This is a genomic window from Pseudomonas alkylphenolica, from assembly GCF_000746525.1.
GTDB lineage: Bacteria > Pseudomonadota > Gammaproteobacteria > Pseudomonadales > Pseudomonadaceae > Aquipseudomonas > Aquipseudomonas alkylphenolica.
On record NZ_CP009048.1, the window covers coordinates 2,068,184 to 2,083,924 of the forward strand.

At 63.3% G+C, this 15,741-nt stretch carries 5 protein-coding genes; 1 reads left to right on the plus strand and 4 read right to left on the minus strand.

Going from position 1 to position 15,741, the window contains the following annotated elements:
• The first annotated feature begins 539 nt into the window (after nucleotides 1-539).
• Nucleotides 540-3,011 carry a TonB-dependent siderophore receptor gene (locus PSAKL28_RS09570; RefSeq protein ID WP_038609428.1) on the plus strand — a complete coding sequence of 824 codons (2,472 nt, stop codon included), beginning with the start codon at nucleotides 540-542 and terminating at the stop codon, nucleotides 3,009-3,011.
• Between the two features lie 145 nt (nucleotides 3,012-3,156).
• Here PSAKL28_RS09570 and PSAKL28_RS09575 read toward each other — a convergent pair whose 3' ends face one another.
• The 4 genes from PSAKL28_RS09575 to PSAKL28_RS09590 all read right to left on the minus strand — a co-directional run bounded on the left by PSAKL28_RS09575 (nucleotide 3,157) and on the right by PSAKL28_RS09590 (nucleotide 15,671).
• Nucleotides 3,157-11,685, minus strand: coding sequence for a non-ribosomal peptide synthetase (locus PSAKL28_RS09575; protein WP_051939231.1), 8,529 nt, complete (start codon nucleotides 11,683-11,685; stop codon nucleotides 3,157-3,159).
• Between the two features lie 133 nt (nucleotides 11,686-11,818).
• Nucleotides 11,819-12,670, minus strand: a complete 852-nt coding sequence (locus PSAKL28_RS09580) for a formylglycine-generating enzyme family protein (protein WP_038609431.1) — start codon at nucleotides 12,668-12,670, stop codon at nucleotides 11,819-11,821.
• Nucleotides 12,671-12,684: 14 nt separating this feature from the next.
• Entirely contained in the window at nucleotides 12,685-14,334 is a 1,650-nt protein-coding gene (locus tag PSAKL28_RS09585) for a cyclic peptide export ABC transporter (protein WP_038609434.1), read from the minus strand.
• Nucleotides 14,331-15,671, minus strand: coding sequence for a lysine N(6)-hydroxylase/L-ornithine N(5)-oxygenase family protein (locus PSAKL28_RS09590; RefSeq protein WP_051939233.1), 1,341 nt, complete (start codon nucleotides 15,669-15,671; stop codon nucleotides 14,331-14,333). Before PSAKL28_RS09590 ends, PSAKL28_RS09585 begins: the two co-directional genes overlap by 4 nt.
• Nucleotides 15,672-15,741: the final 70 nt, after the last annotated feature.

Genomic DNA, 15,741 nt, shown 5'->3' on the forward strand with positions numbered 1-15,741 from the left:
TCGGCTAAGGCCGAAGGGTGCTGCGCACCAGCCCCCTCCAGACACCTACGCTCAGCCTCCTGAAGTCGCAAAGTTACGGGCGGCGCCTGTGCTGACGTATCTTCAAAATCTGATTCTGGCGGCGCCAGGATGTTATCGCGGGGCAAGCCCGCTCCCACCGGGCTAATTGATCTCCCGGTGGGAGCGGGCTTGCCCCGCGATATCGACCCGCCAGTTACATCGCTTCGCGGGAAAATCCCGCTTTAACGTGTTGATCTTGATCTTCATGCACGCAAGTGCAGGCGCCGCGGACTGCGACTTCAGGAGGCTGAGTGGAGGTGCCTGTAGGGGCCAGCAGCATCGCCACACAAATGGATAAGCTCACAGCCTCAGCATCCCAACCCCAAGATCACGCGCCCCGAGATTGCGTGCAGAATTTTTTACCCACTGAAAACACGCACAAATAAATCGGCAAAAAAGTTTTCCGGTTTTTAACCACTCCTGCGTCTAATACAAAACACATATATAAACAGAATCATTCTCGTTTACTTGGGGTTGTCATGAGTCTTGCCGCACGTCGTCTGCGTTCGTTGATCTCACCCTTTGCCGGGGTAGAGCGTTCCAGGTCTGCACCATGGGTGCTGCTGGGGGTATTGGGCTTGGCTTCGCTGGCCGAAGCGGCGCCGGTAACGGTCAACATTCCTGCCCAGAGCCTGGCCAGCGCTTTGCGCGAGTTCGGCGAGCAGTCAGGCCTGCAAGTGCTGTACGAGCCAAGCCTGGTGGAAGGCAAGCGTGGCGCAGCGGTCAGCGGGGAGATGGAGTCCAACGACGCGCTGGGGCAATTGCTGCGTGGCAGCGGCCTGCGTTATCAGATCGACAACGGCACCGTGCTACTGCTCGGTACCCCAGACAACGCTGCGCTGGAACTGGGCGCCACCAGCATCACCGGCGCCGGCCTGGGGGCGGCCACAGAGCGCACCGGCTCCTACACCGCAGGTTCTGTATCGATCGGCAAGATGCCGCAGTCGATCAAGGACACTCCGCAGAGCGTCAGCGTCATCACCCGGCAACGGATGGAAGACCAGCATCTGACCACCATGAACGATGTGCTCACCCAGACCACCGGGGTGACCGCCTATCAGGGCAGCATGACCAACTCCCGCTACCTGGCGCGGGGTTTTGAAATCACCAACTTCCGTCTTGACGGTGGCGCACCGGTGGGGGTCAGTGCCTTCGCCTGGAAAGACCTCGACATGGCCATCTATGACCATGTCGAAATTCTACGCGGCGCCGATGGCCTGTATTCGGGCAACGGCGAGCCAGGCGGCAGCGTCAACCTGGTGCGTAAGCGTCCCACTGCCTACAACCAGTTCTCGGTGACCCAGTCCATCGGCAGCTGGGACAATTACCGTACCGAACTCGATGTCAGCGGCCCACTGGGCTTTGAAGGCAAGCTGCGCGGGCGCAGCGTCATCGTCTACCAGGACCGCAACGCCTACATCGACGAGTTCGACTCTGATCGCCAGTTGTTTCATGGCGTGCTGGAGGCTGATCTCACTGACAGCACCTTGCTCACCGTTGGCTACACCCACGACCGCCTGAACTCGTCCGACCAGGCCTATGGCCTGCCGCGCTACAGCAACGGCACTGATCTGGACCTGTCGCGCAGCACCTTTCTGGCCGGCAAGCACGACTACAAGAACCGTCGTGGCGACAACTTTTATGCACGGCTTGAACAGCATCTGAACGAAGACTGGACGGCGACGCTGGATGCTATCTATGCCAAGAACCAGCAGGACCGCGATTACTACAACTTTATTGGCGCCATCGATCCGGTGACCCATACGGGATCTAGAGGCGTTTGGGCCTTTCAAGACGAAACCTATCGTGATCGCGCTGTAGATTTCTCCCTCAAGGGTGGCTTCGACCTGTTTGGCGGCCGTCACGATGCGGTGCTGGGGTATACCTGGCAGAACTCCAAGCAGGACATTGATGCCTATGCGTCCGGAGGGCGCGTTTCGGCGGGCGATATTTTTGCCTTCGATCCGAGCAAATTTCCTTCGCTCAAAGGCAATAGTTACCCGAGCCAGGTGTTGCCGACCTATATCAAACAGAACGGTTTCTACGGTTCGCTGCGTCTGCAGCTGGCTGACCCGTTGCATTTGATCCTCGGTGGTCGCTACAACGATTACTACTACAGCTTCGAAGCCACTCGTTTCAACGCCGCCGGTGCGCAGACCTCCAACAGTAGGACGGTGTACAGCGACGACAACGTGTTCACCCCGTTTGCCGCGTTGACATACAAATTGACCGATGAATGGACCGCCTATACCAGCGTTGCCGAGATCTACAAATCCCAGGCCAATTATCTCAAGGGGCCAAGTCCCGGCACTTCGTCGCTGGACCCGGTCAAAGGGCGTGCCTACGAGCTGGGCGTCAAAGGCGAACTGTTCGAAGGCCGTTTGAACACCACCACCGCGCTGTACTACACCAAGCGTGATGGTGAGGCTGTGCAAGACCTCAACGAAGACTATGTGGTCTCCGGGCAGGGCGCTTCGTGCTGCTTTCTGGATGAGGGCGAGGTCACCAGCAAGGGTATTGAGTTCGAAGCCAGCGGGCAGATTACCGAGCGTCTGGAAGGTACTTTCGGCTACACCTACAACCACAACCGCAACGTAGCCACCGAAAGCGGCTCGACCACCGCTACTGCCTTGAGCCTGACGCCCAAGCACCTGGGCAAGGCGTTCCTGACCTACCGCATGCCGGGTGCGCTGGAAAACCTGCGCGTCGGTGGCGGTGTCACGGCTCAGAGCGCGAGCTACGTATCGGAGGGCAACATCGACTTTTCCCAGCCGGGTTACGCGGTGTACAACGCCTTTGCCGACTACCGCCTGAACGAACACTGGAGCGTGGCCCTCAACGGCAACAACCTGGCCGACAAGAAGTACTACTCGACCATTGGTAACTCTATGTACGGCAACTTCTACGGCGACCCGCGCAACTTCGTGTTGACCCTGCGCGGTACTTACTAAGCTTCATCCCCCAAGGCCGGCAGCCAGTAATGGCTGCCGGCCTTGTCGTTTCCGGAGGTGCTACCCCCGGTGGGAGCGGGCTTGTCCCGCGATGCGATGTGGCTGACAGCCCGCAATCGCGGGGCAAGCCCGCTCCCACCAGGGGTCAGGCCAAGGCCTGGCAGATTGCGTCAATGACTTCTGGCGAGTACGCCAGGGTTGCGTGAGTGACCTCGAACCCGCGGCTGCAGGCCACCCGCTGCCGCGTATTCAAGCGTCGCAGGGCCTCGGTGCGCGCCTGAAAGTCCGGGGTGTCGAGCGCCGACCACCAGCAATGCGCAGCGACCTGCAACGGCGGGTAGTGGAGGTCTTCGCTGAGCTTTTCCAGGTAGGCATACACCGATTTGCCCAGGGCCACTTCGCGTTCGGTGCTGACGTTGAGGAATACCGCTCGCGCCTGCTCGGCGCTGATGTCGGCAACGCCCGTTGACCACTGGATGAAGTCTTCGACCACGGTATCGTCGAGCAGTGGATTGCCCTGTGCCTGGCAATAGTGCGTGGCGGTCTGTGCATGGTTGACGAACAACAGCGAGAAAAACCCGGTCAGCGCTTGCAGCCGCAGCGGCTGGTCGCTGTTGTCCGTCTCGGTGACTGCCTCGATAGGGGCCGGGCCCTTGTGCTCGACGGTCGGGTCGAGCAGGCCGACGAACGCCACGGTCCGGCCCAGGTCTTCCAGGTTTTGGGCAATCTGCATCGCCAGCGGCGCGCCCAGGGACCAGCCCAGCAGGTGGAACTCGCCTTCGGGTTGGTCAGCGAGGATCTGCCGGGTGTAGTCGTCGACCATCTGTTGCCAGCTCGGCCGCGGGCTGTTCGGCTCATTGACGTAGTCATGGAACATCAGGCCCTTGACCCGGATGTGTTCGGCCAGTGCTGCCGCCAACGGGAAATAGCACAGCGCTGAACCGCCGCCCGGGTGCAGGCAGTACAGCGTCCGAGGCTGTGCTGAGCGGTTGAGGTCGATGATCGCGCTGCGCTGGCTGCCCTGGCCCTCGAGGTAGGCACACAGCTCACGCAACGACGGTTGCTGGATAAAGGCGTGCAGCGTGAGCTCCACGCCCAGCTCGGCCTTGATCGCCGACACGGCCACCAGGACTTTCAGCGAATGGCCGCCGAGCTCGAAGAAGTTGGCATCCACCGCGACATGCTCAGGCTCAAGCTCCAGTACCTGGGCCCAGAGGCGTTGCATGCGCTGCTCGCTGGCCGTGGCCGGCGCGCTGTTGGTCGCGGCCTGGACACGTTCGGGCAACGGCAGGCGGCGCCGGTCGATCTTGCCATTGTGAGTCAAGGGCCAGTGTTCAAGCGGGACGATATCGCTGGGGACCATATAGGCCGGCAACTGCTCGGCCAAGCGGCGTTTGAGCGCGGCAGGATCAGCGTGCTTGAACGATTTGCTGTCGGTGAAACTCGCGTAGGCCAGCAGGCTGTCGGCCTGTGGATGGCGCATGACCAGGGCCTGATGGATGCCAGGCAAGCTGCACAGACGGCTTTCGATTTCGCCGGCTTCCATGCGCAGCCCGCGGATCTTCAGTTGCTGATCGCTACGGCCGTGGTAGTACAAGGCCGCATCGCTACCGCGTTCGGCCAGATCACCGGTGCGGTACAGGCGCGCGCCGGGGGCGCCAAAGGGATCGGGGAGGAAGCGTTGTGCGGTCAGGCCGGGCTGATTGAAGTAACCCAGGGCCAACAGTTCACCGCCCAGGTACAGCTCGCCGCTCAGCTGCTCGGGGAGCTGGCCGAGCATGCTGTCCAGGACGTACGCCTGGCGTGCGCCCAGCGGCTTGCCGATGGCCAGGCGTGCGCCGTGGACGTCCAGCGGTACGGTCCAGGCCAGCGGGGTAATCACCGCTTCGGTCGGTCCATAGGCATTGATCAGCCGTTGGCAGCGGATACCGTGCTGCTTGTCGAAATGCTCGCGGCTCCAGCCTTCACCGCCAAGAATGCAGGTCTTGACCTGCACCTTGCGACCCTGGCTCTGCAGCACCCGCGCGGTCTCGAAGAAGTACGAGGGCGGCAGGTTCAGGCAGGTCACGCCGTGGCGCTCGACGGCATCGGCCAGCTGTTGGCTGGTCCATCGGTGGGTGTCACCGATCAGCAGGCTGGCACCGCACAGCAGGGGCATGAGGATCTGCTCACTGGCCGCATCGAAGCTGATCGAGGCGAACTGCAGGCAACGATCCCGGGCGTTCAGCTCGTAGGCCGCGGCGGCACTGAGGCAGTGCCGGGCCACGGCCTGGTGTTGTACGGCAACGCCCTTGGGCAGGCCGGTGGAGCCGGAGGTATAGATGATGTAGGCCAGTTGCTCCGGCCAGCTGCAGCGCTGGACCGCTGGCAAGGCTTGTGCGGTCAGTGCATCGATCGAGGCGATATTCAGGGTCGGGCCAGGGAAGGGCGGTAGTTTGTCGAGGACGGCGGACTCGCTCAGCAGCAGGCTCAGGCCACTGTCTTCGATGATGTGCTGCAGGCGTTCCCGTGGGTAGCCAGGGTCCAGCGGCACATAGCTGCCGCCGGCCTTGAGGATGCCCAACAGCGCGGCAATCCGCGTGAATGACGGGTTCAGGGCCAGGCCGACGCGGCCTTGCGGTGTAAGGCCGAGACTGATCAGGTAGCGGGCAATGTGGTCAGCCTGCTGCAGCAGTTCGCCATAGCTGAGGTGGCCGTGCGCATCGACCAGGGCAATGGCATCGGGCGTGCGCCGGGCCTGTTGCTCGAACAGGTCATGGACACAGGCTGGTGCTGCTGGCGTCAGCACCGGAGTTGGCTGCGGCCGGGTGAGGGTGAGTTCGCCTGCCGGCTGTTGCGCGCTGGCCTGGCCCAAGGCCTGCAGCCAGGCAACGAAATGTCCGGTGATCTGTTCGGCACGTGCGCTGCTTACGTGATCGAGGCGATGGTGCAGCTTGATCTCCAGGCGCTGTCCCAGGGTGACCGCCACGCTGATCGGGTAATGCGTTTGACCATGGGTGCTGATGTTGCCGATGTGCAACTGATCGTCGGCTTGCTGTTGCAGGGCTTCGTCCACGGGATAGTTTTCGAACACCAGCAGGGTGTCGAACAGAGGGCCACCGAACAGACGCTGGATTTCGAACAGCGGGCTGTGTTCGTGTTCACGCAGGCTCAGGTTGTCTGCCTGCAGGCTGCGCAACCATTGTGCCAGGGGTTGCTCGGGGCGCGGCTCGACGACCACCGGCAAGGTGTTGATGAACAAGCCCATCTGCTGATCGGCATGGGCCAGCGAGCTTGGCCGGCCGGCGACCGTGATACCGAACACGACGCTGGCCTGTGCGCTGTATTGCTGCAGCAGCAAGGACCAGGCGGCCTGGACCAGGGTATTGACGGTAACCCTGGCGTTGCGCGCGAGTTGCTCCAGTGCGCGGGTTTGCCCAGCCTCAAGCAGACGCTGGCAGCAACCATGGCCGAGGTCTGCCGGGTGACTGTTGACGGTGGCCGGAGCGAGCAAGGTCGGTTCGTCCTGGCCGCGCAGGTACTGCTGCCAGAAGAGCCGGTCGGCATCGTGGTCGCGCCCTTGCAGCCAGGCAATGTAGTCCTTGAAGTGCGCCTTGGGCGCGGGCACCGGGATGCCGTGATAACGCTGCATCAGCTGCGCGAACAGCTGCGAGGTGCTCCAGCCGTCGAGCAGGATGTGGTGGCTGGTGAACACCAGGTGCCAGCGCTGGCGGTCTTGCTGCAGGGCGGCCCAGCGCAGCAACGGTGCCTGGCTGAGATCGAAGCCGCGTTCGCGTTCCTGGCGCGCCAACTGCTCGGCACTCAGGCTGCCCTGGGCATGGCAGGTGAAATCGGCGTTCAGTTGTCGGGTCACCCGTTGCAGCGGTTGCGCCAGGCCATCACCCCAGTGGAAGCTGCTGCGCAGAATCGCATGACTGTCCAGAGTGGCTTGCCAGGCACGCTGGAAACGCTCGATGTCGAGACCGTCAACCTCTAGCTGCAACTGTTGCTGGTAGTCACCATGGTCGGCATTGAGCTGGGCATGGAACAACATGCCTTGTTGCATTGGCGACAACGGATAGAGGTCTTCGAGCTGGCGGGGCGTGTCGATCAGGCGGTCAAGCTGGGCCTGGGACAGCTGCGCCAGTGGCACGTCGTGGGGCGTTATCGCGCCCTGGTCGGGTGTGCAGCAGTGTTCGATCAACGCGTGCAACTGCTCGCCCAGGGCGTCGGCCAGTGCCTGGATCGTTGCTGTTTCGAAGGCGGTCTGGCTGAAACACCACACCACACTCAACGTGCCGGCGCGGACTTCGGCGGTAATTTCCAGACCGTCGCCCAGCGGCCCATAACTGTCTTGCCGGGCACCGGCCGCTTCGTCGCAAGGGGCGAATAACGCGTCGGCGGCGTCGCTGAAGCGCGCTTGGTAATGGCCCAGGTAGTTGAAAGTGACGCGCGGCGTTGGCAGGGACGCGAGGGCTTCGCGGCTGGCGTGATCACCCAGATAGCGCAGGGCACCGAAGCCCAGGCCGTTGTTGGGGACGCCGCGCAACTGCTCCTTGATGCCTTTGATCGAGTCTGCCAGCGAGGGTGCGGTGCTCAGGCACAGTGGGAACCGCTGGGTGAACCCGCCCAGGCTGCGCGTCAGGTCGACATCGTCGAACAGGGCATTGCGGCCCGGCTCCTGGAGCTGGAGCAGTACCTGCGGCTGAGCACTCCAGTGGCACAGGGTGCGGGCCAGCGCGGTCAACAGCAGGTCGTTGGTTCGGGTGCGGTAGGCGGCCGGCGCCTGTTGCAGCAAGCGTTGGGTCTGGTTGCGGTCCAGCCGGGTGTGAACAAGGACGGTTTGCGGTTCAGTGCAAGGCGTTTGCGCAGGGGCACCGGGCAGGTCGGGGTGGGGGCCCTGCAACTGCTGCTGCCAGAACTCACGCTCGGCGCTGCCCTCAGGGCTACGGGCGAATTGCTCCAGGCGTTCGCTCCAGTGGCCCATGGCATGGGTCTTGGCCGCCAGCGGTTGGCCAAGGTACGCCGATTGCAAATCTTCCAGCAGAATTCGCCAGGACACGCTATCGATCACCAGTGAGTGGATCACCAACAGCAGGCGCTGGCTGCCGTCGGCCAGGTCCATGAGCGCTGCCCGCAACAGCTGACCCTGCTCCAGGTCGAGGCTGTGCCGGGCGCGCTGGAGCGTTGCGCCAACCTCTTCGACCTGCAGGTGCCAGAGCAGGTCCTGCACCGGTGCGTCGCAATGGCAGGCGCTCGCGTCGGTAAAACGCAGGCGCAGGGCGTCGTGATGGATAAGCAACTGATGCAGCGCCTGGCTCAGGCGCTGTGCATCGAGCGTGCTGGACGGTTTGAGCAACATCGACTGATTGCAGTGGTTGCGTTGCGCAATGTCCAGTTCGAAGAATGCATGCTGGAACGGCAGCAGTGGGCTGACACCCCGTAGCGGGCCTTGGTCGATCTGCGCGCGTTGATCGTCTTCGACCACGACCTTGGCCAGGCTTTCGATGGTCTGGTGCTCGAATACATCCTTGGGGCTTAAGTGCAGGCCCAGGCGGCGCGCGCGGCTGACCACCTGGATAGAGATGATCGAGTCGCCACCGAGCTCGAAGAAATTGTCGCTGATGCCGATCGACTCGCGGCGCAGCACGTCCTGCCAGAGCTGCACCAGCTGTCGTTCGCGTGCGGTACGCGGTGCCAGGTGTTCTCGCTGGATGGCCTCGGGCAGCGGCAGGGCGCGGCGATCCAGTTTGCCGTTGGGGCTCAGCGGCAGTGCATCGAGCAGGAGGATATGCGCCGGTACCATGTAGTCCGGCAACTGGCTGCGCAGGGCGCTTTGCAGTTCGCTCACCTGCGAGTCGGCAGCGCCGACCACATAGGCCACCAGTTGCAAACCGGTCAGGCCGGGTTGGGCCAGTACTGCCGCTTCGCGCAGGCCAGGCTGTTCGAGCAGGCGCGCCTCGATCTCGCCGAGCTCGATGCGCAGGCCGCGGATTTTCACTTGATGGTCGAGGCGTCCGCAGTAGTCGATAGCACCATCGGTACGGTAGCGGGCCAGGTCGCCGGTGCGGTACAGACGCGCGCCCGGCGTCGGGCTGAACGGGTCGGGTATGAAACGTTCGGCGGTCAGCGCCGGACGGCGGTGATACCCACGGGCCAGGCCGCAGCCGCCGAGCAACAGTTCGCCCTGGGTGCCGATGGGCACCGGCCCGAAACTGTGGTCGAGGACATGGGTATAGAGGTTGGCGATCGGGTGGCCGATCGGCACGCTGTCCAGGCCTTCGTCGCGGCAAGTCCAGTGGGTGACGTCGATGGCCGCCTCGGTGGGACCATAGAGGTTGTACAGGCCGGTAGCGGGCAACTTGTCGAAGACGTGATACTGGGCGTCGGCCTGTAGCGCTTCGCCGGAGCAGATGATGCGCGTCAGCGAGGTGCAGCGCTCGACCCCCGGCTCGTGAATAAACACCTGCAACATCGATGGCACGAAGTGCAAGGTGGTGACCTGGTGGCGTTCGATGGTGGCGATCAGTTTGTCCGGTTCGCGGTGCTCGCCCGGCGCGGCGATGACCAGGCGCGCCCCCTGGATCAGCGGCCAGAAAAACTCCCAGACCGAGACATCAAAGCTGAACGGGGTCTTTTGCAGCACGGTGTCGGCCGCGCTTAGTTGGTAGGCCTGCTGCATCCAGGCCAGGCGGTTGTGCAGGGCCAGGTGACGGTTGCCGGCGCCCTTGGGCTTGCCGGTGGAGCCGGAGGTGTAGATGACGTAGGCCAGGTGTTCGCCATCGACCTCGACCGCCGGGGCCTGATCGGGCCAGCGGCTGAAATCATCGTCCAGTAGCAGCGTCTGGCCGGCGAAAGCAGGCAGCTTGTCTTGCACCTGCTGCTGGGTCAGCAACAGGCCGATGGCGCTGTCGTCGAACATATAGGCCAGGCGCTCGCCCGGGTATTCCGGGTCCAGCGGCACATAAGCGCCGCCGGCCTTGAGGATGGCGAGCAGACCGATGACCATTTCCAGCGAGCGTTCGGCGGCAATCCCGACCAACACTTCGGGGCCGACGCCGTGCTGGATCAGGGCGTGGGCCAACTGGTTGGCGCGCTGGTCGAGCTGGCGGTAAGTGAGGCTCTGGTCGGCGAAGACCAGCGCACAGGCATCGGGGCTTCGCTGTGCCTGTTGCTCGATCAGGCGCTGGACCCGGAACTCGCCGGGGTAGGGCTGCGCGCTCGGGTTGAGGCCGCGCAGGATTGCCTGTTGCTCGGCAGGGCTGAGCATCGGCAGTTCATCCAGGCGCCTGTCGGGGCCAGCCAACAGCGCCTGCAGCAGGTTAAGCCAGTGCCGGGCCATGCCGGCGACGGTGGCCGGGCTGAACAGGTCAGTGCAGTATTCCAGGCTCACGGCGATGGCGTCGGGCGCATAGTCCACCTCCAGTGACAGGTCGAACTTGGCCTGCCGCGAGCCGCCTTCAAGGAACGTCACCGCAAGCTCGCCAAGGTTCAGGGCGGTTGTGCCCGGGGTGCTTACGCGCCAGTTGAACAGGGTCTGGAACAGCGGATTGGCCAGGCTGCTACGGTGCAGTTCGAGGGATTCGAGAATCAACTCGATGGGGTAGTCGGCATGCTCCAGCGCCGCCAGGCTGTCGGCCTTGAGGCGGTTGAGCAACTGCAGGCCGGTGCTCTGCGCTGGCAGCTGAGCGCGGTAGACCTGGCTGGTGACAAACAGACCCACCAGTTGATGGGTTTCGCTACGGGTGCGGGTGGCACTGGGAATGCCCACGGTGAAATCGGTCTGCCCGCTGTAACGCCCCAGCAGCAGTTGCCAGGCCGCCAGCAGTACCACCATCGGTTGCAATTTGTGGGCACGGCACAGGGCCTGCAATTGCTGGCAGGTGTGCGTGTCCAGTTGCTCCAGGTGATAGCCGGCGACGTGGCGCTGCGCCGCTTGGCGCGGGTAGTCCAGGGGCAGGGCCAACGGCTGGATTTCGTCGCCCAGGTAGTCACGCCAGTAGCGAGCACTGGCAGCGAACTGCGGGCTGTCGGGGTAGTGCTGGCGTTGCCAGCGGGCATAGTCGGCGTACTGCTGCGCCGGCACTGGCAGGCTTTGCTCGGTCGGCAGTGCATAGGCCTGGGACAGGTCGGCGACCAGCAGTGGATTGGACCAGGCATCGGAGACGATATGGTGCAGGGTCAGCAGCAGGAAATGCTGTTGGACTCCGGTCTGCAGCAGTGTTGCACGGATCAGTGGTGCCACTTGCAGGTCGAATGGCGTGCTTGCCTGGTCGGCAATGTGTCGTTGCAGCTCGCGCTCCAGCCTGTCGCCGTGCAGATGACTCAATGGCACGTGCTGCAGTGTGAGGCGTGCATCGGGCTCGATGATTTGTTGCGGCTCGTTGTCGTCCTGGGTAAAGCGCGTGCGCAAGATGGCATGGCGTTCGATCACCCGGTTCAGCGCACGCTCCAGGCGTTGTGCATCGAGTTGGCCGTCCAGGCGCAGGACGCGCGGCAGGTTGTAGGCGCTGCTCCCCGGATCCACTTGCTGCAAGAACCACAGGCGCTGCTGGGCAAATGTCAGTGGCTGCGGCCCTGATAACGTCTCAGCTTGGTCAGCGGTGGTGTCAGGGGCGAAATCGAGGGGTGATTCGTCTTCGGCCAGCAGCAGGGCCAACAGGTCGTCTTCGAGGCAGGGATCGAGGGTGTGCATGGTCGATTCTCAAGCGGGCTTCGCGGAAAAGTTCTGCTTATGGAACGAAGCACCGGGAGATCGATTTAGGCGGGCTGGCGGCGCGGGGCAAGCCTTGCCGGCAGACAAGTACCTGCCTCGCGCCGGGGTAGGGTCAGAGGTCGCGGGCTACCCGAAAGCCCAACCAGTCGCCGAGCACTTGTGGCGCTCGGGTGTTGCGGTTGCCGGAACGGGTGAAAATCGGCGCCTCGGTCCAGTCGTTGCCGCGGATCTGCCGGGTTTCGCAGCCCTGATCGGTCCAGGAGCTGCCGTCGCCGGGGGCGCCCTGGTAGTTCTCGTGCCAGCAATCCTCCACCCGCTCATAGACGTTGCCGTGCATGTCGTAGAGGCCGAAGGCGTTGGCCGGGTAACTGCCCGATGGTGCGGTGTAGCTGAAACCGTCGGAGGGACCGTAGGTGTTGGCGTGTTTGCTGATCTGGTATTCGCCTTCCTTGTCGAAGGGGAACGGGAAGGGGCCGCTGGAGCCTGCGCGGGCGGCATATTCCCATTCGGCTTCGCTGAGCAGGCGGTAGGTGGCGCCGGTTTTTTTCGACAGCCAGCTCAGGTAGCCCTGCATGTCCTGGTAGTTGATGCACACCTGGGGTTGCTCCGGGCCCATGGTGTAGGTCGGTTTACCGGCTTTGCAGGCACGGCCGGGGCGGGTGTCGCCGTCAGGCGGGGTGGCGCCGGTGGCTTTGCTGTAGGCACTCCATTGCCCGGCGGTGACGGCGTAGCGGCCCACTGCAAACGGGCGGGCGAAGGTCACCGGATGCTGGGGGCCTTCATCGGCCTCGCGGCCCAGCTCATCTTCCGGGGCGCCCATGACAAACTGGCCGGCAGGCACGACGACCATCTGCGGGCAGTCCTTGCAGTCCTGAAACACGGTACCCGGCGTGGTGGGGGCGGCGCCGTGGGCACTGAGGCTGAACAGGCCCAGCGCCACGGCGGCAAACAGCGGATGATTCATCGTAAGGATTCCTTTCAGGCGGGTTCAGGCTCGGCGGCGACGCAGCCGGCTTTCATTCGCACCAACTGGTCGGCTACGTGGAAATAGCGGTCGTCGTGGGAGATGACAATGATGGTCTTGCCCAGGCGTTTGAGGTCCGGCAGCAGCTCGTTGTAGAAAATGTGCCGGAACGTCGGGTCCTGGTCGGCGGCCCATTCGTCGAACACCAGCACCGGGCGTTGCTCAAGCCACGCACTGACCAGCGCCAGGCGCTTGCGCTGGCCGGTGGAGAGGTCGGTGGTGGTGAAACGGCCGTTGTCGATACTGACCTTGTGAGCGATCTGCAGGCGTTGCAGGTACTGGTTGGCTTCCTCGGGAATGTTCTCGTCGCCTTGCACCAGGTCATCGAACAGGAAGTAGTCGGCGAAGATGGTGGTGAACGACTGGCGATAATCGTCGCGTGTCTCGGGGCTCACCACCTTGCCGTTGAGCTGCAGCTCGCCGTGTTGCGGGGCATAGAGGCCGAGCAGCAGCTTGATCAGGGTGGTCTTGCCACCGCCGTTTTCACCGACGATGAACACGATGTCGCCACGCTGCACCTTGAGGTTCACCGGCCCCAGGCTGAAGGGGGCGGCGCCGGCAACGGCAGGGAAGGTGTAGCCGGCGTTGCGCAGTTCAAGGCTGGTGAAGGGCTCGGTCGTGCTGGCCTTGTCGTTGAGCAGCAGGTGCGGCTCGGGTGAAGAGAACTGTTTGGAAAGCTCGGCGATGCGGCGAAACGCGATCTGCGCCCGGCTGACAATCGGTAGCACGCTGACCAGATAATCCAGCGGCCCCTTCATGTACAGCAGTACCAGCACGAACCCGCTCATGGCGGCTTTGTCCATGCCCGGCCACAGGCTCTGGATCAGTAGTGCCAGGCCAATGACCACGAAGAACAGGGTCGAGCCAAAGGTTTTGGCGACGATGAAGGTGTTCACCGCGCGAACCTGCGTGCTGCAGATGTCATCGGCAGTTTGCACAATGCGCTGGGTGAACAGGCGATTGCGCCGCGGGCGGTGGATGCGCAGTTCCTTGGCGCCTTCGGCGATGGCGTGGTAGTGCTTTTGCAGTTCGTCCTGCGCTTCGCGGGCCTTGTCGAAACCCTGGATACCCCGGCGGCGAGCGACCAGCTGCGCGCCCAGGCCAATCGCCAGGCCGCCGACCATCAACAGGAACAACGGCCACGAGAGCGTCGCCAGGTAGCCCAGGCAGCCCAGGGTGACGGTCATGGAGATGGTCAGCGGGGCGAAGGCGAAAGAGAAGTCGCTGATGGTGTTGATGTCGTGGGTGAGCACCGGGATCAGACGATGACTCTTGTAGCGCTCGATCTGGTCGATAGGCGCGCAGAGCACCTTTTCCCCCAGCTCCTTGCGCAGCTTGAGGATGATTTTCTGGCCGACGAAGTTGCTGGCCATGTCCGAAAATCCGGTACTGAGCAGCGACAGCACACACAGCCCGGCAAAGGCCCAGAGCATGCCGCTGGCGACACCTTCGGGCGCATGCAGGGCCGTGTTGATGCTGGATAGCAGCGTGGTGACGCTGGCGCCACCGACAATGCCCAGGGCAATCGACAGCAGCACGATGGGCCAGAACGGTTTGAGCAGGTGCAAGAGTTCACGGGTCGCGCCGCGAGCGTTGTGGTTCATGCGATTGCCTTGACGGTATGGGCATTGTTCAAGGGGCGCGTGGCGGTTTTACCCAGGGTCTGGTACAGCGATTCGCCGATTTCCCGGGCACGGATCGGCAGTACCGAGAGCAGGGTATCGCTCAAGCCGTGGCTGGCTTCACAGAACCCCTGCAGGTACACCGCAGCCTTGAAGCCGTGGTTGGTCAGGCATTGGTAATCGCGATTGACCGCGAACGCTTGCAGGTGTTCGGCCAAAGGCGCCAACAGGGTCTGGTGCGAACGGCGCTCATAACCGGTGGCCAGGATCACGGCATCGTAGCGATGGGTTTGCGCTTGCTGGGTGGCAAGATCACGCAGGGTCAGCTCGATGCCTTCAGCGTTGCTGACCACCGCTTCCACCTGGCGGCGGCAGAGCACGGCATGGCGGAACTGGTGGGCGACTTTCTGACGATAAAGAATGCCGTAGATACGCTCGATCAGGTCGATGTCGACTACCGAGTAGTTGGTGTTGTGGTACTCCTCGATCAACTTGGCGCGCTCGTTTGTCGGCTGGTTGAACACCAGGTCCGTGTAGTCGGGGGCGAACACTTCGTTGACGAACGGGCTGTCGTCGGCAGGCTTGAGCGCCGAGCCACGCAGGATCATCTCGACCTTCACCGACGGGTAGCTGTCATTGAGGTCGATGAAGGCTTCTGCCGCGCTCTGGCCGGAGCCGATGATGGCGATGCGCATGGGCTTGCCCTGGGCGCAAGGCAGTTGCCCCAGGCTGCTCAGGTAGCGCGAATGGTGGAACACCCGCGCATCGTCGCGCAGTGCCTTGAAGACCTCCGGGATTTTCGGCGTACCGCCGCTGCCGATCACCACCGAACGGGCCCCGCGGCTGTGCTCATGGCCGTTGGCGTCACGGCTGATCAGGCGCAAGTGATCGACCTGGCCGTTGTCCATCACCGGCTCAATGCGCAGCACTTCCTCGCCATAAACGGCCTGGCTGGCGAAGTGGTCGGCGGCCCACTTGAGGTAGTCGTTGTACTCCAGGCGGCAGGGATAGAAGGTGCCCAGGTTGATGAAATCGACCAGGCGCTGCTTCTGGTGCAGGTAGTTGACGAAGCTGTAGGGACTGGTGGGGTTGCGCAGCGACACCAGGTCCTTGAGGAACGAGATCTGCAGCTCGCTCTGGGTCGCCAGGGTGTTGCCATGCCAGCGGTAGTCGCTCTGTTTGTCGATGAACAGGGCATCGAGGGCATGGCCGTTGGTTTCAGCCAGTTCTTCCAGGGCAATGGCCAGGGCCAGGTTGGAAGGGCCGAAACCAACGCCGATCAGGTCGTGGATTTTTTCGAAAGGGTGGGACTGGCTCATGCTGGGCGGTTCCTTGGATGGTCGGGAGGGGGCTTGGTGCCGCGCCCCCTGGTCCTGCGCAAGTACACCG